Source organism: Herbaspirillum rubrisubalbicans, assembly GCF_003719195.1.
In the GTDB taxonomy this organism is placed as follows: Bacteria; Pseudomonadota; Gammaproteobacteria; order Burkholderiales; family Burkholderiaceae_D; genus Herbaspirillum; species Herbaspirillum rubrisubalbicans.
In genome coordinates, this window is the sequence record NZ_CP024996.1 from 4,978,194 (window position 1) to 5,001,961 (window position 23,768).

20 protein-coding genes are annotated in these 23,768 nt (G+C 61.0%); 15 read left to right on the plus strand and 5 right to left on the minus strand.

Annotated elements, in window-relative coordinates:
- The first annotated feature begins 79 nt into the window (after nt 1–79).
- From RC54_RS22195 to RC54_RS22225, 7 genes are all read left to right on the plus strand, one after another.
- A complete protein-coding gene (locus RC54_RS22195; RefSeq protein WP_058897664.1) occupies nt 80–1,111 on the plus strand; it encodes an ABC transporter substrate-binding protein in 1,032 nt (343 codons plus the stop codon).
- Nucleotides 1,112–1,193: 82 nt separating this feature from the next.
- Nucleotides 1,194–1,979, plus strand: coding sequence for an ABC transporter ATP-binding protein (locus tag RC54_RS22200; protein ID WP_017449693.1), 786 nt, complete (start codon nt 1,194–1,196; stop codon nt 1,977–1,979).
- A 28-nt stretch (nt 1,980–2,007) separates the two neighbouring features.
- Nucleotides 2,008–2,787 (plus strand): ABC transporter permease, encoded by a 780-nt coding sequence (locus tag RC54_RS22205; protein WP_058896964.1) that lies wholly within the window; start codon nt 2,008–2,010, stop codon nt 2,785–2,787.
- A gap of 148 nt (nt 2,788–2,935) precedes the next feature.
- Nucleotides 2,936–4,486 (plus strand): ABC transporter ATP-binding protein, encoded by a 1,551-nt coding sequence (locus RC54_RS22210; protein WP_061790669.1) that lies wholly within the window; start codon nt 2,936–2,938, stop codon nt 4,484–4,486.
- Nucleotides 4,479–5,573, plus strand: coding sequence for an ABC transporter permease (locus RC54_RS22215; protein ID WP_061790670.1), 1,095 nt, complete (start codon nt 4,479–4,481; stop codon nt 5,571–5,573). Before RC54_RS22210 ends, RC54_RS22215 begins: the two co-directional genes overlap by 8 nt.
- Nucleotides 5,574–5,589: 16 nt before the next feature.
- Nucleotides 5,590–6,510, plus strand: a complete 921-nt coding sequence (locus RC54_RS22220; protein ID WP_058896967.1) for an ABC transporter permease — start codon at nt 5,590–5,592, stop codon at nt 6,508–6,510.
- Nucleotides 6,511–6,572: 62 nt separating this feature from the next.
- Nucleotides 6,573–7,712 (plus strand): BMP family ABC transporter substrate-binding protein, encoded by a 1,140-nt coding sequence (locus RC54_RS22225; protein ID WP_058896968.1) that lies wholly within the window; start codon nt 6,573–6,575, stop codon nt 7,710–7,712.
- Nucleotides 7,713–7,943: 231 nt separating this feature from the next.
- On the opposite strand, the gene RC54_RS22230 is transcribed toward RC54_RS22225, so the two are convergent.
- From RC54_RS22230 to RC54_RS22245, 4 genes are all read right to left on the minus strand, one after another.
- On the minus strand, nt 7,944–9,185 hold the full coding sequence (locus RC54_RS22230; protein WP_123020491.1) for an RNA-binding domain-containing protein: 1,242 nt from the start codon (nt 9,183–9,185) through the stop codon (nt 7,944–7,946).
- Between the two features lie 12 nt (nt 9,186–9,197).
- Complete coding sequence (locus tag RC54_RS22235) at nt 9,198–11,870, minus strand: TrlF family AAA-like ATPase (RefSeq protein ID WP_061789443.1); 2,673 nt, start codon at nt 11,868–11,870, stop codon at nt 9,198–9,200.
- Complete coding sequence (locus RC54_RS22240; RefSeq protein WP_123020512.1) at nt 11,867–12,070, minus strand: ribbon-helix-helix domain-containing protein; 204 nt, start codon at nt 12,068–12,070, stop codon at nt 11,867–11,869. Before RC54_RS22240 ends, RC54_RS22235 begins: the two co-directional genes overlap by 4 nt.
- 176 nt (nt 12,071–12,246) lie before the next feature.
- Complete coding sequence (locus RC54_RS22245) at nt 12,247–12,651, minus strand: HigA family addiction module antitoxin (protein WP_425269510.1); 405 nt, start codon at nt 12,649–12,651, stop codon at nt 12,247–12,249.
- 158 nt (nt 12,652–12,809) lie between these two features.
- Between RC54_RS22245 and minC the strand changes: the two genes are divergently transcribed.
- From minC to prmC, 8 genes are all read left to right on the plus strand, one after another.
- Nucleotides 12,810–13,595, plus strand: coding sequence for a septum site-determining protein MinC (gene minC / locus RC54_RS22250; RefSeq protein ID WP_061789440.1), 786 nt, complete (start codon nt 12,810–12,812; stop codon nt 13,593–13,595).
- A 73-nt stretch (nt 13,596–13,668) separates the two neighbouring features.
- Entirely contained in the window at nt 13,669–14,484 is an 816-nt protein-coding gene (gene minD, locus RC54_RS22255; protein WP_058896970.1) for a septum site-determining protein MinD, read from the plus strand.
- A gap of 1 nt (nt 14,485) precedes the next feature.
- Nucleotides 14,486–14,755: a cell division topological specificity factor MinE gene (gene minE / locus RC54_RS22260; RefSeq protein WP_017449702.1), complete on the plus strand. Its 270-nt coding sequence runs from the start codon at nt 14,486–14,488 to the stop codon at nt 14,753–14,755.
- A gap of 86 nt (nt 14,756–14,841) precedes the next feature.
- Nucleotides 14,842–15,543 (plus strand): response regulator transcription factor, encoded by a 702-nt coding sequence (locus tag RC54_RS22265; RefSeq protein WP_058896971.1) that lies wholly within the window; start codon nt 14,842–14,844, stop codon nt 15,541–15,543.
- 254 nt (nt 15,544–15,797) lie between these two features.
- Entirely contained in the window at nt 15,798–17,090 is a 1,293-nt protein-coding gene (hemA, locus tag RC54_RS22270; RefSeq protein WP_058896972.1) for a glutamyl-tRNA reductase, read from the plus strand.
- A 98-nt stretch (nt 17,091–17,188) separates the two neighbouring features.
- Nucleotides 17,189–18,268, plus strand: a complete 1,080-nt coding sequence (prfA, locus tag RC54_RS22275) for a peptide chain release factor 1 (protein ID WP_082686115.1) — start codon at nt 17,189–17,191, stop codon at nt 18,266–18,268.
- A gap of 185 nt (nt 18,269–18,453) precedes the next feature.
- Entirely contained in the window at nt 18,454–18,948 is a 495-nt protein-coding gene (locus RC54_RS22280) for a disulfide bond formation protein B (RefSeq protein ID WP_058896974.1), read from the plus strand.
- A complete protein-coding gene (gene prmC, locus RC54_RS22285) occupies nt 18,948–19,781 on the plus strand; it encodes a peptide chain release factor N(5)-glutamine methyltransferase (protein WP_058896975.1) in 834 nt (277 codons plus the stop codon). Before RC54_RS22280 ends, prmC begins: the two co-directional genes overlap by 1 nt.
- A 25-nt stretch (nt 19,782–19,806) precedes the next feature.
- Here the strand turns inward: prmC and RC54_RS22290 are convergent, their stop codons facing one another.
- Nucleotides 19,807–23,394 carry an indolepyruvate ferredoxin oxidoreductase family protein gene (locus RC54_RS22290; protein WP_061789439.1) on the minus strand — a complete coding sequence of 1,196 codons (3,588 nt, stop codon included), beginning with the start codon at nt 23,392–23,394 and terminating at the stop codon, nt 19,807–19,809.
- Nucleotides 23,395–23,768: the final 374 nt, after the last annotated feature.

Consider the following 23,768-nt stretch of genomic DNA (forward strand, 5'->3'; position numbering starts at 1 on the left):
GCGCAAGTGCATGGCACATTAAATGCTTTTGCAGCGGTGGGATCTGGCATTTCAAACGAACAAGGAAGGGAAGTCCACCGTGTATTCCAGCAAGTTCTTCAAGATCGGCATGAGCCTTTTGCTCAGTGCAAGCTGCTCGCTCGCCGTGGCACAGGAAACCAAGATCAAGTTCCAGTTGGACTGGCGTTTCGAGGGACCGGCAGCGCTGTTCCTGGTGGCCAAGTCCAAGGGTTACTTCGCCCAGGAAAAACTGGACGTCACCATCGATGCCGGCAATGGCTCAGGCAACGCCGTCAACCGAGTGGCCTCGGGCACCTATGACATGGGCTTTGCCGACATGGCAGCCCTGATGGAATTCACGGCCAATAATCCCGATGCACCGGGCAAGCCGGTGGCGGTGATGATGGTCTACAACGACACGCCGGCAGCGGTGTTCTCGCTCAAGAAATCCGGCATCAAGAAACCTGCCGACCTGGTCGGCAAGAAACTGGGCGCGCCGGTGTTCGATGCCGGACGCCGCGCCTATCCCATCTTCGCCAAGGCCAATGGCCTGGATGCGAGCAAGGCGCAATGGACCAGCATGGACCCGCCGCTGCGCGAAACCATGCTGGCGCGTGGTGACGTGGATGCCATCACCGGTTTCTATTTCACGTCGCTGTTGAACCTGAACGCGCGCGGCATCAAGGATGAAGACATCAACGTGATGATGTACCCGGACTATGGGGTGCGCCTGTACGGCAATACCATCATCGCCTCCGAAGCCATGATCAAGAACAAGCCGGAGGCCATCAAGGGCTTCCTGCGCGCCTTCGCCAAGGCCAGCCGCGACGTGATGGCCAACCCGGAAGCGGCCATCAAGGTCTTGAAGGAACGTGATGGCCTAATCGATGAGAAGCTGGAACTGCGCCGCCTGAAATTGGCTATTGCCAGCGCCATTGCCACCCCGCACGCCAAGGCCGAAGGCTATGGCCAGGTCAACAGCCCGCGCCTGACATTGATGGCCTCGCAGGTCTCGGATGCCTATGGCACCAAGACCCGCGTCAATGCGGACAAGATCTGGAATGGCAGCTTCCTGCCCTCCAAGGCCGAGCTGGACGTCTTCCCCAAGTAAATCATTTATATCATTTTCGGATTACCGGACCTGACTGGTCGCACGATGCCAGCAGGCCGGCGAGCCCCACCAGATTGCATTCATGAGCGAACCCTTCGTCGATTTCCGCCACGTCTACCTGGCCTATGATGGCGCTACCGAATTTGCGGTGGAAGACATCGACCTGCAGACCCGCGCAGGCGAATTCATCGCCATCGTCGGGCCGTCTGGCTGCGGCAAGTCCACCTTCATGAAGCTGGCCACGGGCTTGAAGCAGCCCAATCGCGGCAGCGTCGTCATCAACGGCCAGCCGGTGACCGGTCCGTTGAAGTTCGTCGGCATGGCCTTCCAGGCCCCGACCCTGTTGCCCTGGCGCACTACGCTGGAGAACGTGCTGCTGCCGCTGGAAATCGTCGAACCCTATCGTCGTGACTTCAAGCAAAAGAAGGCCCAGTACACCGAACGCGCCCTGGCCCTGTTGAAGACCGTCGGCCTGGACGGCTATGCCGACAAGTTTCCCTGGCAACTCTCGGGCGGGATGCAGCAACGTGCGTCGATCTGCCGCGCGCTGATCCATGAACCCAAGATGCTGCTGCTGGACGAACCCTTCGGCGCGCTCGATGCCTTCACCCGCGAGGAACTATGGTGCGTGCTGCGCGACCTGTGGGCCGAGCGTCGCTTCAACGTCATCCTGGTCACCCACGACCTGCGCGAGGCGGCCTTCCTGGCCGATACCATCTACGTGATGAGCAAGCGCCCCGGGCGCATCGTGGTCAAGCGCGATAATCCACTACCGCGCCCGTGTGACCTGGAAACCACCTATACCGATGGCTTCAATGCGCTGGTGCATGAACTGCGCGAGCACATCGGCCAGGTGCGCAACACCTGAGGCTCACCCCAACCAAGGATCAGCAGCCATGCAGACATCATCGAACGGCAAACTCAACCGGGCAGCCACCACGCTGGCGCCTTGGTTCCTGCTCATCGCCATCCTGGGCGTGTGGCAATTCATCTGCAGCGTGTGGGAGGTCTCCGACTTCATCTTCCCCAGCCCGGCTTCCATCCTCCAGGCCATGGTGGAGTATGCCGGCCCCATTACCCAGCACGCGCTGTCGACCTTTTGGGTCACCATGGTGGGTTTTGCCATCGCCGTCGGGGTCGGTGTGACGCTGGGTCTGGTGATCGGTTCTTCACCTATGCTCTATGCCGCCGCCTATCCGCTGATGACGGCCTTCAATGCCTTGCCCAAGGCGGCTTTCGTACCGGTGCTGGTGGTCTGGTTCGGCATCGGCGCGGGGCCGGCGATCCTGACCGCTTTCCTGATTTCCTTCTTCCCCATCATGGTCAACATCGCCACCGGCCTGGCCACGCTGGAGCCGGAACTGGAAGACGTGCTGCGGGTACTGGGTGCGCGTCGTCTGGATATCCTCTGGAAAGTCGGCCTGCCACGCGCCCTGCCGTATTTCTTCGCCTCGCTCAAGGTCGCCATCACGCTCGCCTTCGTGGGCTCGACCGTGTCTGAGATGAATGCCTCCAACCAGGGTATCGGCTACCTGCTGGTGTCGGCCGGTTCCTCCATGAAGATGCCGCTGGCCTTTGCCGGGCTGGTGGTGATCGGTGCCATGGCCATGGCCATGTATGAATTGTTTGCCATCATCGAGAAGCGCACCACCGGCTGGGCGCATCGCGGAAAATGAGATAAAGCGGGTCGGGCAGCACGAGGTGAAGGAAAAGGCTGCAAAAGCGGTATGCGGCGCGGCCCAATTTGTCTATGATGTCGCGCGTGCGCGCCGCCTGCCCGCTGCCATACGACATGAACACATACAACACCACAGGGAAAATCACGTGAGCGCAGTTCCACTCCGTCTTGAAATCAGCCATGTGCGCAAGGCCTATCCGGGCGTGCTGGCCAACGACGATGTCAGCCTGGCGGTGGCGCCCGGCGAGATCCACGCCGTGCTCGGGGAGAACGGCGCGGGCAAGTCCACCCTGATGAAGATCATCTTCGGCGCGGTCAAGCCCGATGCCGGCGAGATTCGCTGGAATGGCGCGGCGGTGCAGATCGCCAATCCACAGGTGGCGCGTAAGCTGGGCATTGCCATGGTGTTCCAGCATTTCTCGCTGTTCGACACGCTGACCGTGACCGAGAACATCGCCCTGGGCCTGGACGCCAAGACCGATCTGAAGGAACTGGCCGAGCGCATCACCCGCACCGGCGAGAAATACGGCCTGGAACTGGAACCGCAGCGCCACGTGCATACCCTCTCGGTGGGCGAGCGCCAGCGCGTGGAAATCGTGCGGGCGCTGCTGACCGAGCCGCAATTGCTGATCCTGGATGAGCCGACCTCGGTGCTGACCCCGCAGGCAGTGGAAAAACTGTTCGTGACCCTGCGCCGCCTGGCCGATGAGGGTTGCAGCATTCTCTATATCAGCCACAAGCTCGATGAAATCCGCGCGCTGTGCCACAGCGCCACCGTCATGCGCGGTGGTCGCGTGACCGGTAACTGCGATCCACGCAATGAGAGCAGCTCCAGCCTCTCGCGCATGATGATCGGCGATGAACTGGTACGGCTGCAGCGCGAGCGCAATCCAGAGTCGATGCGCAACGAGCGCAAGCTGCACGTCAATCGCCTGTCGCTGCCCAAGGCGCACCTGTTTGCCACCGAACTGAAGGACATCGAATGCGAAGTGCGGGCCGGTGAGATCGTCGGCATCGCCGGGGTCTCGGGCAATGGCCAGCAGGAATTGCTGGCGGCGCTGTCCGGCGAAGACCAGCGCGCCGCGCCCAACATGATCATGTTGAGCGGCAAGGCGGTAGGCGACCTCTCGCCCAATCCGCGCCGCGCCGCCGGCCTGGGCCTGGTACCGGAAGAGCGGCTGGGACGCGGCGCCGTGCCCACGCTGTCGTTGACGGCCAATATGCTGCTGTCTCACCAGAAGGCGCCCTATGTGAAACGCGGCATGATCGATTTCGGTTTTACGCGACGCGCCGCCGCCTCCATCATCGAGCGCTTCAAGGTCAAGGCAGCCGGCCCCGATGCGCCGGCCAAGAGCCTCTCGGGTGGCAACCTGCAGAAGTTCATCGTGGGCCGCGAGATGGAACGCAAACCCGCGGTCTTCGTGGTGGCCCAGCCGACCTGGGGGGTGGACGTGGGTGCGGCCGCGCAGATCCACGGCGAAATATTGAAACTGAAACAGGAAGGTTGTGCCGTGCTGGTGATCTCGGAAGAACTTGACGAATTATTCGCATTATGTGATCGCCTGCATGTCATCGCCAAGGGCCGTCTGTCGCCCTCCATTCCCATCGAACAGGCCACGCGCGAGCAGGTCGGCGTGTGGATGAGCGGCTTGTGGGATGAGCCCAAGGCAGCCGGTGCGGAGGTGCAGCATGGCTGATCGCATGAGCTTCCCGCTGCGTCTGGAATTGCGCGGCGCGCCGTCGCAAACGATGACCTATCTCTCGCCGGTGATTGCCATCATCGCCACCCTGTTGCTGGGGGCGCTGCTGTTCCTGGCGCTGGGCAAGGATCCGCTGGCCGGGTTGAAGGTCTTCCTGGTCGATCCCTTCAATGGCAAGCGCGCCATCAGTGAGCTGCTGTTGAAATCGGTGCCGCTGATCCTGTGCGCGCTGGGGCTGGTGGTGTGCTTCCGCGCCAGTATCTGGAACATCGGCGCCGAGGGTCAGTTCACGGTCGGGGCCTTATGTTCGGGCGCCATGCTGGTGTGGCTGGACGTGCCGGGACATGGCATCTCGGGTGGCATGGGACTGGTGCTGATGGTGCTGGCCGGCATTGTCGGCGGTGCGCTGTGGGCGGCCATCACGGCCTTCCTGCGCGACCAGTTCAATGCCAATGAAATCCTGGTCTCGCTGATGCTGACCTATGTGGCGCAGTTGCTGTTGATGTGGGCCGTCAATGGTCCCTTGAAGGATCCCAATGGCATGAACTTCCCGCAGTCCAAGGTGTTCTCCAGCGAATTCATGTTGCCCATGCTGATGTCGGGAACACGACTGCACGTGGGCTTTGCGGTGACCCTGGTGGCGGCCGTGCTGATGGCCATCTTCATGATGCGCAGCCTGCGCGGTTTTTCGCTGATGGTGGGAGGCGTGGCGCCTCATGCGGCGCGCTATGCGGGTTTCTCGGCGCGCTCGGCCCTGTGGGTGTCGCTGTTGATCTCGGGTGCCTTTGCCGGGCTGGCCGGCGCCTTTGAAATTGCCGGCCCGATCGGTCAGTTGCTGCCCTCGGTATCGCCCGGCTATGGCTTTGCGGCCATCATCGTGGCCTTCATCGGCCGCCTGCATCCGATCGGCGCCATCCTGGGCGGGCTCATCATGTCGCTGCTGTACCTGGGCGGCGAGCTGGCGCAGTCGCGCCTGGGGCTACCTTCGGCCATTACCGGGGTGTTCCAGGGCATGTTGCTGTTCCTGCTGCTGGCCTGCGATACGCTCATCGATTACCGCCTCGTGTGGCACAAGAAAGTCTAAGGATTCAGGACCGGACATGGAACAACTCGCTCCTCTCATCGCAGCCTCCATCAATGCCGGCACGCCGCTGCTGCTGGCGGCCATCGGACTGTTGATCAATGAACGCTCCGGCGTGCTCAACCTGGGCGCCGAGGGCATGATGCTGGTCTCGGCCATCGCCGGCTTCGCCGTGGGCTATACCACCAAGAGTCCGCTGCTGGGCTTTTTGGCCGGCGCCGTGTGCGGCATGTTGATGGCCTCGCTGTTTGCCTGGCTGGCACTGCAACTGGCCACCAACCAGGTCGCCACCGGACTGGCGCTGTCGATCTTCGGCGCGGGTCTGTCGGCCTTCGTCGGCCAGCGCTTCGTGGGGCTGGCCTTGCCGGCGCAACCCAATTCGATTCCGCTGCTGGGCGACATTCCCTTCCTGGGCACGGCCTTGTTCCACCAGCATTGGATGAGTTACCTGGCCTTTGCGCTGTGCCTGGCCAGCATCTGGTTCCTCTACCGCACGCGGGCCGGGCTGGTGTTGCGCGCGGTGGGCGAGTCGCCGGAGTCGGCGCACGCGCTGGGGTATTCGGTACGGGGCATCCGCTATCTGGCGCTGCTGTTCGGAGGCGCCTGCTGCGGCCTGGCCGGCGCCTACATGTCGCTGGTCTATACGCCGATGTGGGTGGAGGGACTGGTGGCCGGACGCGGCTGGATCGCGCTGGCCTTGACCGCCTTTGCCACCTGGCGTCCGGCACGTGTCTTGCTGGGCTCGCTGCTGTTCGGCGGCGTCACCATTGCCCAGTTCTACCTGCAGGGCATGGGCGTGACCGTTCCTTCGCAGATCCTGTCGATGGCGCCTTACCTGGCCACTATCGTGGTGCTGGCGCTGATCTCGCGCAACCCCGACTGGATCCGCCTGAACATGCCTGCCTCGCTGGGCAAGCCGTTCCGCCCGGGCGCTTCCTGAATTGTTTATAACGTTTTTGTAGCAGCACCTGCATTTATCCACTGACCTTGAGGGAGAACACAATGAAGATTTCGCGCAGGGCATCCTTGACGATGCTCGCCACCCTGGCGGCCGCAACCCTGATCGGTTGCGGCAAGAAGGAAGAACCCGCTGCCGCCGCGCCTGCTGCTGCGCCGGCCGCAGCCGCACCGGCGACCGATCCGTTGAAGGTGGCCTTCGTCTATATCGGCCCGGTCGGTGACGCCGGCTGGACCTTCGCGCATGACAAGGGCCGCAAGGCGGTCGAAGAAAAGTTCGGCGACAAGGTCAAGACCACCTTCGTAGAAAACATTCCCGAATCCGCAGCGGACGCCGAGCGCGTCTTCCGCCAGTTGGCTACCGATGGCAACAAGCTGATCTTCGGCACCACCTTCGGCTACATGGAAGCCATGCTGAAGGTTGCCAAGGAATTCCCGGACGTCAAATTCGAACACGCCACCGGCTTCAAGACCGCCGACAACTTGGCGCAATACGACGTGCGCACCTATGAAGGCGCCTACCTGGCCGGCGTGGTCGCGGGCAAGATGAGCAAGTCCGGCAAGCTGGGCGTGGTGGCCTCGGTGCCGATTCCTGAAGTGATCCGCAACATCGACTCCTTCACCCTGGGTGCGCGTTCGGTCAATCCGAAGGCCACCACCGCCGTGGTGTGGGTCAACAAGTGGTTCGATCCGGGCAAGGAACGTGAAGCCGCCACCACCCTGATCGGCCAGGGCGTGGACGTGCTGATGCAGAACACCGACTCGGCGGCCGTGGTGCAGACCGCGCAGGAAAAGGGTGTGTATGCCTTCGGTTGGGACAGCGACATGACCAGCTTCGGCCCCAAGGCCCACCTGGCGGCCTCCATGATCAACTGGGGCGTGTACTACACCGCCCGCGTGCAGGCCGTACTGGATGGCACCTGGAAGAGCAGCACCAGCTGGATCGGTCTGAAGGACAACGGCATCGACCTGGCCGCCTTCAATCCTGAACTGCCGGCCGAGGTGAAGACCCTGGTCGAAGAGCGCAAGAAGGCCATCATCGACGGCAGCGCGCCGATCTGGAAGGGTCCGATCAAGGACAATACCGGCAAGGAAGTGCTGGGCAAGGACGCCGTGGCCGATGATGGCTTCCTGCACGGCATCAAGTTCTACGTCGAAGGCGTGGATGGCAAGGTACCGGGCTGATTCCTGGCTTGCCGACAGGCGCGGTTGAGGTCGCGCCTGTACTTTATGAAGGTTCGTGAAGACCGCTGGCACCGTGAGGTGTTGGCGGTTTTTTTTGGGTAGGCTACGTCCAGTAATGAAGTCGCAGGTATATGCCAAGGCTCGACATGGCAAGTTGAACAATCACCTATATCCAGAATTTCGAAGGGTATCTCAGTATCTCAATCTGGTTGTCGTCACAGATGGCAACTCTTATGGATTTGCTGCAGACCTCGGAAGCAAAAGCATTACGTGGTCCTCAGTAGCGTCAAAGTCGGGACGGACACCGTTATCTTCTAACATTAGCGGCACGATCTTGTTGCGCACGCCCATTCCACGAGCATCCACATAACCATAATCACGCAGTACCTCTACGATGATCGGGTTGCGTGGTGACCTCTGACCCGCAAGTACTTTCTCAACCGTCATGGAGTTCTGTAGCGCACCGGGGCTTACAACCTCAAGCCTGTCGGCATATGACACGACTTCTACCTCCAACGCTCGGGTCCAGTCGCGGTGAGCCAACGCGTTGATGATCGACTCGCGTAGCGCTCCAGGCGGATAGTGCCAAGTCCGTTGGCGCCTCAACCCGTCTGCCAACTCGTCGTGTTCCACACTGACGAATGGTTGCATCCTGTTCATCAGGTCTTCGATCAACCCGCGTTCGATCAACTCTCTGGAGCCCCCTTGCGAACCGAAGCGACCAACGAGAGGAGCGTCCAGGATAGTGTCATCTAGCGCCCTGTAGGTCTTGTCATCCCCATCGAACGCCATCCAACGCACACCTGCCTGCCGCAGGAAGCGACGCGGCGTGCGACCAAACAAGACTAGGCCCGCAATCGTACATACAGGGGTGGCGACGCCCGTATCAGTCATGAATCCCAAGCCAACCATGCGTCTGAGCCATGCATCATCCGTCTCAGGCAACTCGCGGTCTCCTGCCAGTGTCAACAGGTAGTCCTGCAGGCGCTCTCGATCGAGTGCCTCGAAGGCCGCGCCAGAGACAGGTAGCATTTCGCTATGCAGCATTCCGCCGCTTTCAAACAGTCGGGCTTGCTGCTCACGGGTGGCTAGGCGTGATGTGCTGCCGACCCGCACATAGATATCTTCACGTCCATTGTGTCGGAGCACGTAGGGCTTGGACGTACCCGTAGCAATCGAGATCACGGCGACTCGATTGCCATCATCAAAGGTGACGACCTCGTAGAACGGCAACAGCAGAGGATGAACATAGCGACCGAAAACGGTGTCCATGACCCAGGTTTCGAGGTCGCCACGTTGAATACCGGATATAACGCCATCGTCTTCGACCCCGAGCAGAATCATGCCCCCTCGCAGATTCGCCAACGCCACGATTTCTTTGGCGAGTTGTTCTGGACGAACGTCATCCCGTTTGAACTCCACGCCCGAGTTTTCTCCATTCGCAATGATCTCCAGAAGCTCTGTTCTCAACATATCCTGTTCTCACTAGAAGCCATACTTTTCCTTGCGCTGGGAGAATGCCTCCCTCCCCCCTTCGAGAATCTCTGCGACACGCTCACGTATCTCCGGTATGTCAATGGAACCCTGAGCTTGCGTGGGCATCTCGGCGTGGGAGTCGGAAGCTGAGAAAATACCGATCCACTCTGCATCACCGAAAACCGGGATGTTTGCGTTGTGCGTGGCGAATAAGAACTGCCGCTCCGTCTTGGCGCTACGTAGTTGCGTGACGATTCGCTCGGCGATAAAAGCGTTGTCCAGATTATCCTCAGGTTGATCCATGATCAGCGGGTCGTCATTCTCCAACAGGAGTAGGTGCAGAATGGCTGTGCATTGCTGACCAGTTGACAAATGCGTCAACGGTTTGTAAACATCGCTTTGATGTGCAATATTGAGTTCGATCAGAATGCGATCCTGAAGGTCGATTTCTTCGAGCTCGAGAACTAAGCTCCGATCTAGCCGTGCCAGGGCTTCGACGACGGAATTCTGCATACCCCAATCCCAGGTCAATCTCCTAATGGCATCTTCGCCGTCACGAATGGCCTTTACCAGTGCGGGCACGGTCAGCTCATCTCCAACCTGTTCTATCCAAGCAAGTTTTTTCTCGCCAAGCCCCGGCACCTGTAGCAGAAACTCTTTCAATGTGTTTCGCTGCCCACCGATTTTCAGATTTAATCTAAGCTTTCCGTCGAGCTTGCGATTGAGCGCCTTGACTGCCGTCCGAAGTTCGTCACTGCGCTGGTTTCTAATACGATAGAACTCATCCAGAAGATTTCTGCGCTGGGCCTCTAACTCGGCCAAAAACTTATTTACGGTTTCCACACGCGTCTCGCTGGGCCGAATCGACTCAATCTCACGCAACAGTTCCTGATACGCGCGACCGACGTCGCGGCCAGGTTTTCCGGAAAACACCGGCAGGCTGGAAAAAACTTTTTCCAAAGACTCGGATTCCGCGCTGAGATGGCTCTTCAACTGCGCTTGATGAGCCTCAGCTACCACGTCAGCTTCAGCGAGCAACTTGCGCAGAGCGAAAAGATGTGTAGTGAAGTCCTTGCCAAGCATGTCCAGCGTGCTACGTATGGATGCCAGAAGCGGCGCATGTGGCAGCCCTTCCAGCGCCTTCTCACTCAGAAATGTCGTGTCCGGCAAGCTATCCTCCAGCACCGACAATCCTTCGCCGACACGCCCCATCTCTTCACTGATCCGCCTTGAAAGCTGGCGCTCACGTTCAAGCAGCGGCACGAGCGCAAGCTTACTTTCCAGACCTAGCGATTTGAACTGTTGCACCTGTTCGGTCAACTTAGGCAATCGTCCAACTTGGATTTGCAATTCGTCCTTCTGCCGCGTTGCAGCCAGCAGCTTATCGCGATTCTCAGTCAGTCGTTTGGCGATGGCTACCAACTCGGTGGCCAATGAGCTACCACTAGGAAGGAACCGATTTAGAATCGCAGTCTGGCTTGCAGAATCGCGGGCCAGCTCAAAAATTTCGTTCTGACCATAGATTTCGATGCGAGGCAACAAGTCGCGTGGGTGCAGTGTGGAGACCTGCCCCTGCTCATCCTTTACGATGGGCGGTTCGCCATAGCGACGGGAAACCAGATAGCGTCTACCATGCAACGTTCGGGAGATCACCTCCAATTCGATACGACCACCTGCACCGAGATTGGCTTTGACGATTTCATCATGTTGCCGACGAGCAGACGCCGCACGTGGTGGAACGTCCAGCACGTAACGCAGAGACTCGACCAAGGTCGATTTCCCGGTGCCGCGTCCACCAACGACTGCGTTCAGGTGCGCTGATAGCTCAATACTGATGCCATCCAGATAGCCTCCATGAAAGCGCAAGTTCTGCAGTCGGGAGTAATGCGCATCTGCCAGGGGACCAAGACGGATGCGCGACTCGGGGTCTTTGAAAGCAGTTACGAAGCTTTCAAAACTCGGACGCGTCATCTTGATCCAGCAACTGGCGCGAGAATCAGCGATGTCCTCCGGCTTGGCGACGTCCTTTGCATTGAGTAACGCGATGCGACGACGCTCACGCAGATAGGCAGGATTCTTGTTGAAGACGATGTCTTTGTAGTTGGGTGGCAAATCCTCCGGAGGCCCCGGAATCTGGCCAGCCTTCACCAGTTCGTCGCTCTTCCAGATGTGTACCAATCCCCCCCCATCCTGATTGAGGCGCAGCAATCCATTGGAGCCAGTCATGTGCGCCGCATACCAGAAGCCACCGAGATCGAAGATGATTTTCGCCAAGTCGAGACAAGTCTTTTGCGAGGGCAATACTGTGTCATGCAAGTCCGTCAGATCAAGCTTTCCCAGATAGCGATTCAGTTGGTCTTTACTGGTGCCCTCAGGAAACAAGCACACCATATGAATTTTCTCGCTGGAGGCAATCTCAAACCCTGGAAACACGACGATGCCATGCGGCTCCAAAAAACGGCGTAAACCATCTATCGCGTCGACGCTTCCGTGATCGGCAATGCCTACGACCTTAATGCCCTGTGTCAGGCAGTGGTCGAGCAACTGCTGGTTGTAGGAGTCTTCATCAAGCCCGTGTTCGGTGCCGCGATATTTCGATTGGTAGCCCGAAGGATTTACCTGAAGAGCGCAGCGCCAAAAGCGGGCAACGGTATAACTTGGCTGGCTCAATGTGTTGTTCATTCCTTGCGCCTCATGGATGGCTGCGAGAGATTCGCTACGGGTACATCAGCGCCTTCACGCAGCAATTTGTCGACTGCTTTACGCACCAGCCATGCCACACTCACATCTTCGCGTGAGGCGATCATTTGCAATGCATCCAGTTGCCGCTGCGGCAGCGTGACGGTCACTCGTTTAATTTCGGCGTCTACAGGGCGACTCATGGGAATGGGCATCAACTTGCATCAGGTTGCTTAATAATACTGCATCTTGATTCAACTGACATAAAACGGAGACGGGGCACAGTTGCAAAGGTCACCCTCGAATCCAATTCGGCAAAGCCCCAGTAAAAATCTAATACTTACTGTCCTGCTATTTGATCCCGGTGTTTTTGTTGTACTCACGCCGTGATGCGCTCGATCACGGGACGTTCCAGCTTGCCGGCTTCATGCAGGTCGTACTGCAACTGCATTCCGGCCCACAGCTCCGGGCTGGTCCCGAAAGCAGCAGCCAGGCGATAGGCCATGTCCGGCGAGATGCCGGCAGCGCCATTGACTATCCGTTGCAGGGTGACGCGGCTCATGCCTATATGCCTGGCCAATGCCGCAATTGAGCGGCCTTCGAAATAAGCTCTCAACACAGAACCCGGATGGGGTTGATTGAACATGCGTCGCATGGTTGCGCTCCTCTCATGCTTTGCATCGAAACGGGGTGTTGTCCGTATCGGTGACAAAAAAATCATGCAGTTGTCCCTCCCGCTGACCTGGCTCAGGATGCATCGATATTTTCCTAAAGACAACATCATTAAACACTCCAGCTACGCCTCAAAACTTCTGCCTCGCCACTCTGAAAACCCCCGCTCCAGCGCTATCGCCGCCGCATCCTGCCTGTATAATGCACAGCCAAACCGGGCGGAATGCTGGCTTTTTCCTTCACTTTCCGCCGCATTGAACTACAGGATTTATGCAAAAAACGCGCAAACCGATCGAGATCAAGATTTCCACTGTGGTTGCCATTTCGGCAATCCTGCACGAAACCGATCCAACTTCGCTGGAAAAAGCCCTGAAGGAAATGACCGGCGGCGTGGCCGATTTCTTCGAAGATGAATTCGCCGTGCTCGATGTGGGCACGCTGGATGCGGCAGCCGCTGCGGCCATCGACTGGACGGCGGTGGTGGCCTTGTTCAAGCGTTTCCGCTTGAATACGGTGGCCGTGCGCAACGCGCCAGAAGAGTTGCATAGCGGCATCGTATCCCATGGCTTGGCGATCGATACCTCAGCCGTGGCCGGCGCCGGCGCGGCCAATGCGCGGGCTCAGGAAGCCGCAGCCCAGGAAGCGACTCCGGCTGCTGCACCAGCCCCTGCGCCGCAGGCAGTGCAAGCGGCTGCCACAGCACCGGCGGCACCAGCAGCCAAGACGATAATCGTCGATACCCCGGTGCGGGCCGGCCAGCGCCTCTATGCGCGCGGCGCCGACCTGGTAGTGTTGGCGGTGGTCAACAACGGCGCCGAGCTCATCGCCGATGGCTGCATCCATGTCTATGCCCCGCTGCGCGGCCGGGCCCTGGCCGGTGCCTCAGGCAATACCGAGGCGCGCATCTTCGCGGCCTCACTGGAAGCGGAACTGGTTTCCATTGCCGGGGTCTATCGGACCTTCGAGAACGGTCATGCACCGGAGCTGGCAGGCAAGCAGGTGCAGGTGCGCCTGCAAGGCGAACGCATCGACGTACTGCCGATGTCGGCGTCGTAAGACTGCGGTGTAAATCATATAAACGAATCCCGCCGGAGCAAGCCGGCGTACTGTTCTTCTTAAGGAGTTTTTCGTGGCAAAAATCATCGTTGTGACTTCGGGTAAGGGCGGCGTCGGCAAAACGACGTCCAGCGCCAGTTTCGCATCGGGCCTGGCCATGCGCGGCCATAAGACGGCCGTGATCGACTTCGACGTCGGTCTGCGCAACCTGGACCTGATCATGGGCTGCGAACGCCGCGTGGTCTACGACCTGATCAACGTGATCAACAAGGAAGCCACCCTGAACCAGGCCCTGATCAAGGACAAGCACTGCGACAACCTGTTCATCCTGCCGGCCTCGCAAACCCGCGACAAGGACGCCCTGACCGAAGAGGGGGTGGAGCGTGTGCTGGGCGACCTGTCCAAGATGGACTTCGAATACATCATCTGCGACTCCCCCGCCGGCATCGAGCACGGCGCGGTGATGGCGCTGACCTTCGCCGACGAAGCCATCGTGGTGTCCAACCCGGAAGTGTCCTCGGTGCGCGACTCAGACCGCATCCTGGGCATTATCCAGGCCAAGTCGCGTCGTGCCTCCTCGGGCGGCGAGCCGGTCAAGGAACACCTGCTCATCACCCGCTATTCGCCCAAGCGCGTGGAAGATGGCGAGATGCTGTCCTATACCGATGTGCAGGAAATCCTGCGCATTCCCCTGATCGGCATCATCCCCGAGTCGGAAACCGTGCTGCAGGCCTCCAACCAGGGTTCGCCGGCGATCCATATGAAGGATAGCGACGTTGCCCAGGCTTACCAGGACGTGGTCTCGCGCTTCCTCGGCGAGACCGTCGAACTGCGTTTCACCACCTACGAAAAGCCGGGTCTGCTGCAGCGCATCTTCGGAGGTAAGTGATATGTCTCTGCTTTCTTTCCTGTTCCCCAGCAAGCCCAAGAGTGCGGTGGCGGCGAAGGAGCGGCTGCAGATCATCATCGCCCGCGAACGCTCCAACGGCCGTCAAGGCCCGGACTTCCTGCCGGCGCTGCACAAGGAATTGATCGAGGTGATCTCCAAGTACACCAAGGTCAACGCCGACGACATCAAGATCTCGCTGGACCGCCAGGGCAACCTGGAGGTGCTGGACGTGAACGTGGTGCTGCCCGATAGCGATGTACCGGCCACCTGAAACAGACCTGCCGTCACCGACAAGGGCAGCCCAGGCTGCCCTTTCGTTCATTTGCCTTTACCTCAATATGTCTTTAGTCTGACGCGATGAAAATCGGGATCATCTCTTCCGACGCCGATACCGTCACCCTGGTCACGCAACTGGCCGAGCGCCACGACACCACCGTCTATACCGGTGCCGAAGGCTTTGCCGCGGCCTGCGACGATGGCGCGCACCTGATGGTGCTGGATCTGGACGACCTGCAGCGTCATCCCCATGCGATCACCACCATCGTGCATGACCATCGACCGCCGGTCAGGAGCAAGGTGCGGCCGCTGGTGCTGCTCATCTGCACGCCGGCGCACCAGCACTGGCTGCGTAACCTGCGCCTGGCCGGCGCCGATGATTTCCTGGTCAAGCCGGTGCGGCGCCAGGAGCTGGCGCTGCGACTGGACCTGTTGCTGCTGGCGGCGCAGCCCTATGAGGCCCCGCCCAACATCGTGGAAGCAGCCGGTTTCGTGGTCGACCTGGCGCGCCTGCGCGTGACCCACCCGGCGCGCCCCGACCTGGACGCCACGCTCACCCGCAAGGAAGCCGAACTGGCACTGCTGTTCATGCAGCACCTGGGACGCCCGCTGTCGCGCGCCTTCCTGCTGGAACGCATCTGGGGCAATGAGCAGGAAACCCCGACCCGCACCATCGATACCCACGTCTCGCGTATCCGTACCAAGCTGGGCCTGCAACCGAGCAACGGCTATCAACTGGCCACGGTCTATGGCTATGGCTACCAGCTGGAAAAGCTGGAGTAAGCCGCTGCTGCCGATGAAAGTGGCTGTTGTATCCCCACCCGCCTGCATAGACCAATCCTGATCCATATCAGAGACATCTACCGATTATCAGGAGGCGACCCAACCCGATATTGGGCGAAGAGTATAATTATTCCCAAAACCGGGGCCGAATCTGTCTGATTTTGTTCGAATTGCATTGCAACGTTCGATTTCCATTCAGTTCGCAGCCATAGAAGTGAATTTCCCAGCTTATCGGCACTGCTGCCGCGTATTCCATGCATTTGCTCGCCGTCGGACTCAACCACACTACCGCGCCGCTCTCGTTGCGCGAGAAAGTGGCCTTCCCCGCTGACCAGATCGGTCAGGCGGTGGCGTCTGCGCGCGCATGGTTTGGCGGCAATGACAAGATCGTCGCCGCCGGCGAGGCTGCCATCCTTTCCACCTGCAACCGTACCGAGCTCTATGCGGCGGCTGCCGCCGGTCGCGATGGTGTGGAATTCGCCATCGACCGCACCGCGCAATTCCTGGCCGAGTATCACCAGATTGCCTACGCCGACCTGCGCCCCTACCTATATTCGCTGCCGCAGGACAATGCGGTGCGCCACGCCTTCCGCGTCGCCTCCGGGCTGGATTCGATGGTGCTGGGCGAGCCGCAGATCCTGGGCCAGATGAAGGATGCAGTACGCCAGGCCGATGCGGCCGGAGGCCTGGGCACCTATCTGCACCAGTTGTTCCAGCGCACCTTTGCCGTGGCCAAGGAAGTGCGCACTACCACCGAGATCGGCGCGCACAGCGTGTCCATGGCCGCCGCGGCCGTGCGGCTGTCACAGCGCATCTTCGATTCGATTACCGGCCAGAACGTGCTCTTCATCGGCGCCGGTGAAATGATTGAGCTGTGCGCCACCCACTTTGCCGCCCAGAATCCCAAGACCCTGACGGTGGCCAACCGCACCATGGAGCGTGGCGAGACCCTGGCCCATCGCTTCAGCGGCCGCGCCATCCGCCTGGCCGACCTGCCGGCGCAACTGGCCAACTTCGACATCGTGGTCTCCTGTACCGCCTCGCAATTGCCCATCATCGGGCTGGGCCTGGTGGAGCGTGCGGTCAAGGCGCGCCGTCACAAACCCATCTTCATGGTCGACCTGGCCGTGCCGCGTGATATCGAGGCCGAAGTCGGTCGCCTGGATGACGTCTTCCTCTACACCGTGGACGACCTGGCCTCGGTGGTGCAAAGCGGCGTGGAAAATCGCCAGGCCGCCGTGGCCCAGGCCGAAGCCATCATCGAGACCCGCGTGCAATCCTTCATGCACTGGATCGACAGCCGCGCCATGGTACCGCTGATCCAGGATCTGCAAGAAACCGGCGAAGCCCTGCGCCTAGCCGAACTGGACCGCGCCCGCCGGATGCTGGCCAAGGGCGACGATGTGGAAGCGGTGCTGGAAGCCCTCTCCAAGGGCCTGACCGCCAAGTTCCTGCATGGCCCGCAACAGGCCCTGCACCACGCCCAGGGCGAACAACGCAGCCAACTGGCTGCGCTGCTGCCGCAACTGTTCCGCGCCAAGCGTTAGCGTTTCCCTCTCCTGTCGGCCTGCCCGGGCCGGCAAGCCCGCGCCGCTCCCTCTGGCGGCTGCCGCTGTCCCTCCTTTTTTACCGGATTCGAACACCCATGAAACCCTCGATGCTTGCCAAACTCGACCAGCTCGCCGAACGGCTGGAAGAGCTCAACAGCCTGCTGGCCCAGGAAGATGCCACCGCCAGCATGGACAACTTCCGCAAGATGACGCGCGAACATGCCGAGCTGGGCCCGCTGGTGGCGCTGTACCACGACTATGTACAGGCAAATGAAGATATTCGCACTGCCCAAGAGCTGCTCTCCGACCCCGATATGAAGCTTTTTGCGCAGGAAGAAATCGATGCCGCCAAAGCCCGTATGCAAGCCCTGGAGCTGGACCTGCAAAAGATGCTGCTGCCCAAGGATCCCAATGATGAACGAAACATCTTCCTGGAAATCCGCGCCGGCACGGGAGGTGACGAATCTGCCCTGTTTGCCGGCGACCTGCTGCGCATGTACACCCGCTATGCCGAACGCCAGCGCTGGCAGGTCGAGATCGTCTCGGCTTCCGAATCCGAACTGGGCGGCTACAAGGAAGTGATCGCCCGCATCGTCGGCTTCGGCGCCTATTCGCGCCTGAAGTTCGAGTCCGGCGGCCACCGCGTGCAGCGCGTGCCGGCCACCGAGACCCAGGGCCGCATCCATACCTCGGCCTGCACCGTGGCGGTGATGCCGGAAGCCGATGAAGTCGAGGATGTCGACATCAACCCCGCTGATATCCGCATCGACACCTACCGCGCCTCCGGCGCCGGTGGCCAGCACATCAACAAGACCGACTCGGCCGTGCGTATCACCCACCTGCCCACCGGCATCGTGGTGGAATGCCAGGACGACCGCAGCCAGCACAAGAACAAGGCGCAAGCCATGAAGGTGCTGGCCGCGCGCATCAAGGACGTGCAGTTGCGCCAACAGCAATCCAAGGAAGCGGCCACCCGCAAGTCCCTGATCGGCTCGGGCGACCGCAGCGAACGCATCCGTACCTACAACTTCCCGCAGGGGCGCATGACCGACCATCGCATCAATCTGACGCTCTACAAACTGGACTTCATCATGGATGGCGACCTGGATGAACTGACCAATGCCCTCATCACCGAGCACCAGGCCGAGCTGCTGGCGCAACTGGGCGACGATTGAGGCCAGCCCACCCCCTGCCCTTTAGGCCGGGTGTAAAGACAGTCTGCCCGGCACTGCCTGTGCGGGCAGCGTGCAAGGAGGCGGGGATATCTCTACAATCGCGGGATGGCTGGATCGCCCACGCTAGCCCGCCCAAGCGCCTCAACTCTGTCCGTCCCTACTAACAAGACAATCCACCCACAACCATGAAATCATCCAAACCGGTTTTCCTGCTGGTCGCGCTGGTCTGCGCCGGCCTGCTGGGCTTTGCCATGTACCTGCAGATCGTCGAAGAGATGCAGCCCTGCCCGCTGTGCGTGATCCAGCGCTACATGTTCCTGCTGGTGGGCATCTTCGCGCTGATCGGCGTGGTGCTGCCGGCCTCGGCCCGCCGCCCGAGCGCAGCCCTGGGCCTGCTGGCAGCGCTCGGTGGCGCCGGCACGGCGATCTGGCATCTGTATGTGAAGGCGCATCCGGGCGTATCCTGCACCACCGATCCGCTGGAAACCACCTTGAATCATCTGCCCATGGTCAAGCTGTGGCCACCCATGTTTACGGCGGACGGCTTCTGCTCGGCCCCGTGGCCGCCGGTGCTGGGCCTGCAGATCCCGACCTGGTCGCTGATCTGGTTCGCGCTACTGGCTATCGTGCTGGCGGTACAAGCTTTCAAGCGCTCCCCGCGCACCACCATCTGGAAGTGATGCCAGCGCTCTCCAGCTACGCCGGCTGCACGCTGGCGACCGTACTGAAAACGGCGCCGCTGGAGCCGCTGGAGAACCGCATCCTGCTGTGCCACGCGCTGCGCCTCACGCGCGTGCAATTGATCACCCAATCCGAGCGACGCCTGGATGCGGCCGAGTCGGAGCGACTGACCGCCCTCTACGCCCGCCGTTTGCGTGGCGAGCCGATTGCCTACATCGTCGGCTGGCGCGAGTTCTATGGACTGGATTTGCGGGTCACGCCGGATGTGCTGATCCCGCGTCCCGATACCGAACTGCTGGTGGAACTGGCCATGGAAAGATTGCCCCAGGCCGGCAGCCTGCTGGACATGGGCACCGGCTCGGGCGCCATCGCCATCGCCATCGCCCACACCAGGGCTGACGCCGCCGTCACAGCGCTGGACGCCAGCGCAGCCGCACTGGCCATTGCGCGCGAGAACGCCAGCACCCACCAGGTGCGGGTGCGCTTGCTGGAAAGCGACTGGTATGGCGCCCTCGCCAGCGAAGAACAATTCGACGTGATCGCCTCCAATCCGCCCTATATCGTCGCCGGCGACCTGCACCTGTCCCAGGGCGACCTGCGTTTCGAACCGCTCGATGCCCTCACCGATCATGCCGATGGCCTCTGTGACCTGCGCACCATCATCGATGGTGCCCCGGCCCACCTCAAAGCCGGCGGCTGGCTGCTGATGGAGCATGGCTACGACCAGGCCACCGCGGTGCGTGCCCTGCTGGCCGGCACCGGCTTCACGGACGTGCAAAGCTGGCGCGACCTGGCCGGCATCGAGCGCGTCAGCGGCGCTCGCCTGGGCTGACCCGCCTGATCGCCCAGGCGATCGTTCAGGCCGCCTGCTTACCGCCTCCTTGCGGCGAATGTGAACTTTCCTTCTGCAACTGGGCCAGCAACGCGGCTTGCTTGTGCTGCGCCGCCTTGAGGTGACGTTCCTTGACATGACCATAGCCGCGGATCTCTTCCGGGATGCGTGCCACGGCGATGACCTGCTCCAGGTTCTCAGGCGTGAGCTGCGCCAGCAGCTGCGTCAGGGTGTGGCGATAGTCCGTAATCAGGGCGCGTTCCTGCCTGCGCTCCTGGGTATAGCCAAAGGGATCGAAGGCCGTGCCACGCAGAAAGCGCAAGCGGGCCAGCACGCCAAAGACCGGCATCATCCAGCTACCGAAGGATTGCTTGCGCAGATGACCCTGCTCATCACGGCGGGCCAGCAGCGGCGGTGCCAGATGAAAGCGCAGCTTGTAATCCCCCTCGAACATGCCGGCGATCTTGGCGCGGAAGGCCGGGTCGGTGTGCAGGCGCGCCACTTCGTACTCATCCTTGTAGGCCATGAGCTTGAACAGGTAAGTGGCCACCGCACGACTCAACTTCAGTCCGCGTCCCGCCTCGCCCAGCGCCGCTTCGCGCGCACGCACCTGCTCCACGAAGTCGCGGTAGCTGCGACCGTAAGCGGCATTCTGGTAGCCACTGAGGAAGCTTTCCCGGCGCTGCACCAGTTCCTCCAGCGTCGGCGTGCGCTTGAACGCGATCACCTGGGCCGTCATGCCATTGCGACCCGCAGCGGCCAGCACGAAGTCCAGATCATGGGCCGCCACCCGGCCCCAGGCGAAGGCTTGCCGGTTGAATTCCACCTGCAAGGCATTGAGCTCGATGGCCCGCAGCAGCGCCGCTTCCGACAAGGGGACCCAAGCCTTTTGCCAGGCATAGCCCAGCATGAACATGTTGGTGGCAATGGCGTCGCCCATGAGGGCGGTGGCAATGCGTCCGGCATCGATGAGCGCGAGATTGTCGCGCCCACAGGCCTTGGCAATCTCCCCTTCGCTGAAGGCGGTAGGGAATTGCCAGTCCGGATTGCGCACGAAGGCGGCCGTGGGCAGCTGGGTCGAATTGACCGCCGCGTGAGTGCGTCCCTCGCCCATGCGCGACAAGGCATCACGATTGGCGGTGACGATCACGTCGCAGCCGATCACCAGGTCTGCCATGCCGGTCCCCACCCGGGTGGAGTAGATATGATCGGGCGCCTCGGCCACCCGCACGTGCGACATCACCGGCCCGCCCTTCTGCGCCAGGCCGCTCATGTCCAGCACCGAACAAGCGCGCCCCTCCACGTGCGCAGCCATGGCGATGATCTGGCCGATGGTGATGACGCCGGTGCCGCCCACCCCGGTGACCAGGATGCCGTAAGGCTGGGCCAGGCCGGGCAGTATCGGCTCGGGCAACACAGGCAAGGCCGGCCCCGTGGCGGCCTTGTTGCGTGCCGGCTTCTTCAGTTGCCCACCCTCCACCGTCACGAAGCTGGGGCAGAAGCCATTGACACAGGAATAATCCTTGTTGCAGGACGACTGGTTGATCTGGCGCTTGCGGCCGAACTCGGTCTCCAGCGGTTCCACCGACAGGCAGTTCGATTGCACGCTGCAATCGCCGCAAGCTTCGCACACCGCCTCGTTGATGACGGCGCGCTTGGCCGGGTCGGGATAGGCATTGCGTTTGCGGCGGCGACGTTTTTCCGAGGCGCAGGTCTGGTCATAGATCATGGCCGATACGCCCGGCTGCTCGCGCAGTTCGCGCTGCACGGCATCGAGTTCGCTGCGGTGGCGGATGGTCACGCCCTCGGCCCAGCGCGTGCCGGCCGGATACTTGTCCGGCTCATCGGTGACCACGATGATGGGGCTCACGTTTTCGGCGGCGAGCTGGCGCGAGATCATGGCCGGGTCCAGCGGGCCATCGAACTCCTGGCCACCGGTCATGGCGACCGCATCGTTGTAGAGGATCTTGTAGGTGATATTGACCTTGGCCGCCACCGAGGCGCGTACTGCCAGCAGGCCGGAATGGAAGTAGGTGCCATCGCCGAGATTGGCGAAGACGTGCTTTTCCGTCGTGAAGGAGGCCTGCCCGATCCAGGTCACACCCTCGCCCCCCATGTGGGTGAAGAGCTGGGTTTCGCGGTCCATCCAGGTCACCATGTAATGGCAGCCGATACCTGCCAGCCCACGGCTGCCTTCAGGCAACTTGGTGGAGGTATTGTGCGGACAGCCTGAGCAGAAATGCGGCACGCGATCCTTGTTGGGATCGGGCTTGCTGCTGATGTTGAGGGCGGCTTCCTTGGCCTCCAGATAGGCCACGCGAGTACGCACGCGCTGCTCCACCGGATGGCCGGCGAAGTAGCGCGAAATGCGCGTGGCGATGGCGCGGGCGATCTGTGCCGGATTGAGTTCATAGCTGGCCGGCAGCAACCAGTTGCCGTGGCCTTCGCGCTGCGAACCGCTCCATTCGCCGGTGTCATCGAACTTGCCCACCACGCGCGGACGTACATCGTCGCGCCAGTTGTAGAGTTCTTCCTTCAACTGGTATTCGAGGATCTGGCGCTTCTCTTCGACCACCAGGATTTCATCCAGACCTTGCGCAAATTCGCGCACGCCCTCGGCTTCCAGCGGCCAGGTCATGCCGACCTTGTAGAGCCGGATGCCGATGTCGGCGGCCACCTGTTCATCGATGCCCAGGTCTTCCAGCGCCTGGCGCGTATCGAGATAGGACTTGCCGGCGGTGATGATGCCGATGCGCGCACGCGGGCTATCCCAGATGATGCGGTTCAACTTGTTGGCGCGCGCATAGGCCAGCGCGGCGTACCACTTGTAGTTGATCATCCGCGCTTCCTGGCCCAGCACGGTATCGGGCAGGCGGATATTCAAGCCATCGGGAGGCAGTTCGAAGTCCTGCGGAATCTGGATCTTCACCCGCTCGGGATCGATCATCACCGACATGCCCGACTCCACCAGGTCGGTCACGCATTTCATCGCCACCCACAGGCCCGTATAGCGGCTCATGGCCCAGCCATGCAGCCCATAGTCGAGATACTCCTGCACCGAAGACGGATAGAGCACCGGAATGCCGCAGGCCTTGAGGATGTGCTCGCTCTGATGCGCGGCGGTGGAGGACTTGGCGGCATGGTCGTCGCCCGCAATGACCAGCACCCCGCCATGTTGAGAGGTACCGGCCATGTTGGCGTGCTTGAAGACATCGCCGCAGCGGTCCACGCCCGGCCCCTTGCCATACCACAGCGAAAAGACGCCATCGTATTGCGCGCCCGGGAACAGATTGACCTGCTGCGTACCCCACACGCTGGTGGCGGCCAGGTCTTCATTCATGCCGGGGTGGAACTTGATCTGCTTGGCTTGCAGGTATTGGCGCGCCTTCTCGGCGGTCTGGTCCACCGAACCGAGGGGTGAGCCGCGATAGCCGGTGATGAAGCCAGCCGTATTCAAGCCGGCGCGTTCATCGTATTGCCGCTGCAACATCGGCAGGCGGATCAGCGCCTGGATGCCGGTCATGAAGACACGACCGCGCTCCAGCGCAAATTTGTCGTCCAGCGATACATCGTCCAGCAGCAGGCGCTGCCCAGCGGGTAGGGGTGCGTTCATGTGGTCTCCGTGCCAAAAATCTTGTTTTTGCCTGCACATGCGTCCCGTCAACAATTCTGTCGGGATATGGAAACACCTCAGCCTTGTGGGCCGGGTTTTCTTAAAGTTGTAGCCTCAAGTTAGCACAAGGGTGAGCGCCCCGCTACGCGCGCCGCAGCAGGGTTTCCGGCCAGTTTGGGGTGATCGGGAACAGTTTTGGCAAGTCCTGCGGCATTTAGGCCGGGACGAAGAAGAAAATGCCGGAAAGAGAAAAACAACAATATTTCCGGCTGAAAAAAAAGTCCTGGCGGCCCCTCAAGTGTTACAAGCACGACGCGAATGTAACAACCAGTAAAAGCCATTGGACGTGCTTTCTCACTGACGTTTAATAGACC

Coding starts and splice junctions, on each gene's coding strand:
- RC54_RS22200 (WP_017449693.1), top strand. CDS start 1,194: ATGAGCGAACCCTTCGTCGATTTCCGCCACGTCTACCTGGCCTATGAT.
- RC54_RS22205 (WP_058896964.1), top strand. CDS start 2,008: ATGCAGACATCATCGAACGGCAAACTCAACCGGGCAGCCACCACGCTG.
- RC54_RS22215 (WP_061790670.1), top strand. CDS start 4,479: ATGGCTGATCGCATGAGCTTCCCGCTGCGTCTGGAATTGCGCGGCGCG.
- RC54_RS22220 (WP_058896967.1), top strand. CDS start 5,590: ATGGAACAACTCGCTCCTCTCATCGCAGCCTCCATCAATGCCGGCACG.
- RC54_RS22225 (WP_058896968.1), top strand. CDS start 6,573: ATGAAGATTTCGCGCAGGGCATCCTTGACGATGCTCGCCACCCTGGCG.
- RC54_RS22230 (WP_123020491.1), bottom strand. CDS start 9,185: ATGTTGAGAACAGAGCTTCTGGAGATCATTGCGAATGGAGAAAACTCG.
- RC54_RS22235 (WP_061789443.1), bottom strand. CDS start 11,870: ATGAACAACACATTGAGCCAGCCAAGTTATACCGTTGCCCGCTTTTGG.
- RC54_RS22240 (WP_123020512.1), bottom strand. CDS start 12,070: ATGAGTCGCCCTGTAGACGCCGAAATTAAACGAGTGACCGTCACGCTG.
- RC54_RS22245 (WP_425269510.1), bottom strand. CDS start 12,651: ATGATGTTGTCTTTAGGAAAATATCGATGCATCCTGAGCCAGGTCAGC.
- minC (WP_061789440.1), top strand. CDS start 12,810: ATGCAAAAAACGCGCAAACCGATCGAGATCAAGATTTCCACTGTGGTT.
- minE (WP_017449702.1), top strand. CDS start 14,486: ATGTCTCTGCTTTCTTTCCTGTTCCCCAGCAAGCCCAAGAGTGCGGTG.
- RC54_RS22265 (WP_058896971.1), top strand. CDS start 14,842: ATGAAAATCGGGATCATCTCTTCCGACGCCGATACCGTCACCCTGGTC.
- hemA (WP_058896972.1), top strand. CDS start 15,798: ATGCATTTGCTCGCCGTCGGACTCAACCACACTACCGCGCCGCTCTCG.
- prfA (WP_082686115.1), top strand. CDS start 17,189: ATGAAACCCTCGATGCTTGCCAAACTCGACCAGCTCGCCGAACGGCTG.
- RC54_RS22280 (WP_058896974.1), top strand. CDS start 18,454: ATGAAATCATCCAAACCGGTTTTCCTGCTGGTCGCGCTGGTCTGCGCC.
- prmC (WP_058896975.1), top strand. CDS start 18,948: ATGCCAGCGCTCTCCAGCTACGCCGGCTGCACGCTGGCGACCGTACTG.
- RC54_RS22290 (WP_061789439.1), bottom strand. CDS start 23,394: ATGAACGCACCCCTACCCGCTGGGCAGCGCCTGCTGCTGGACGATGTA.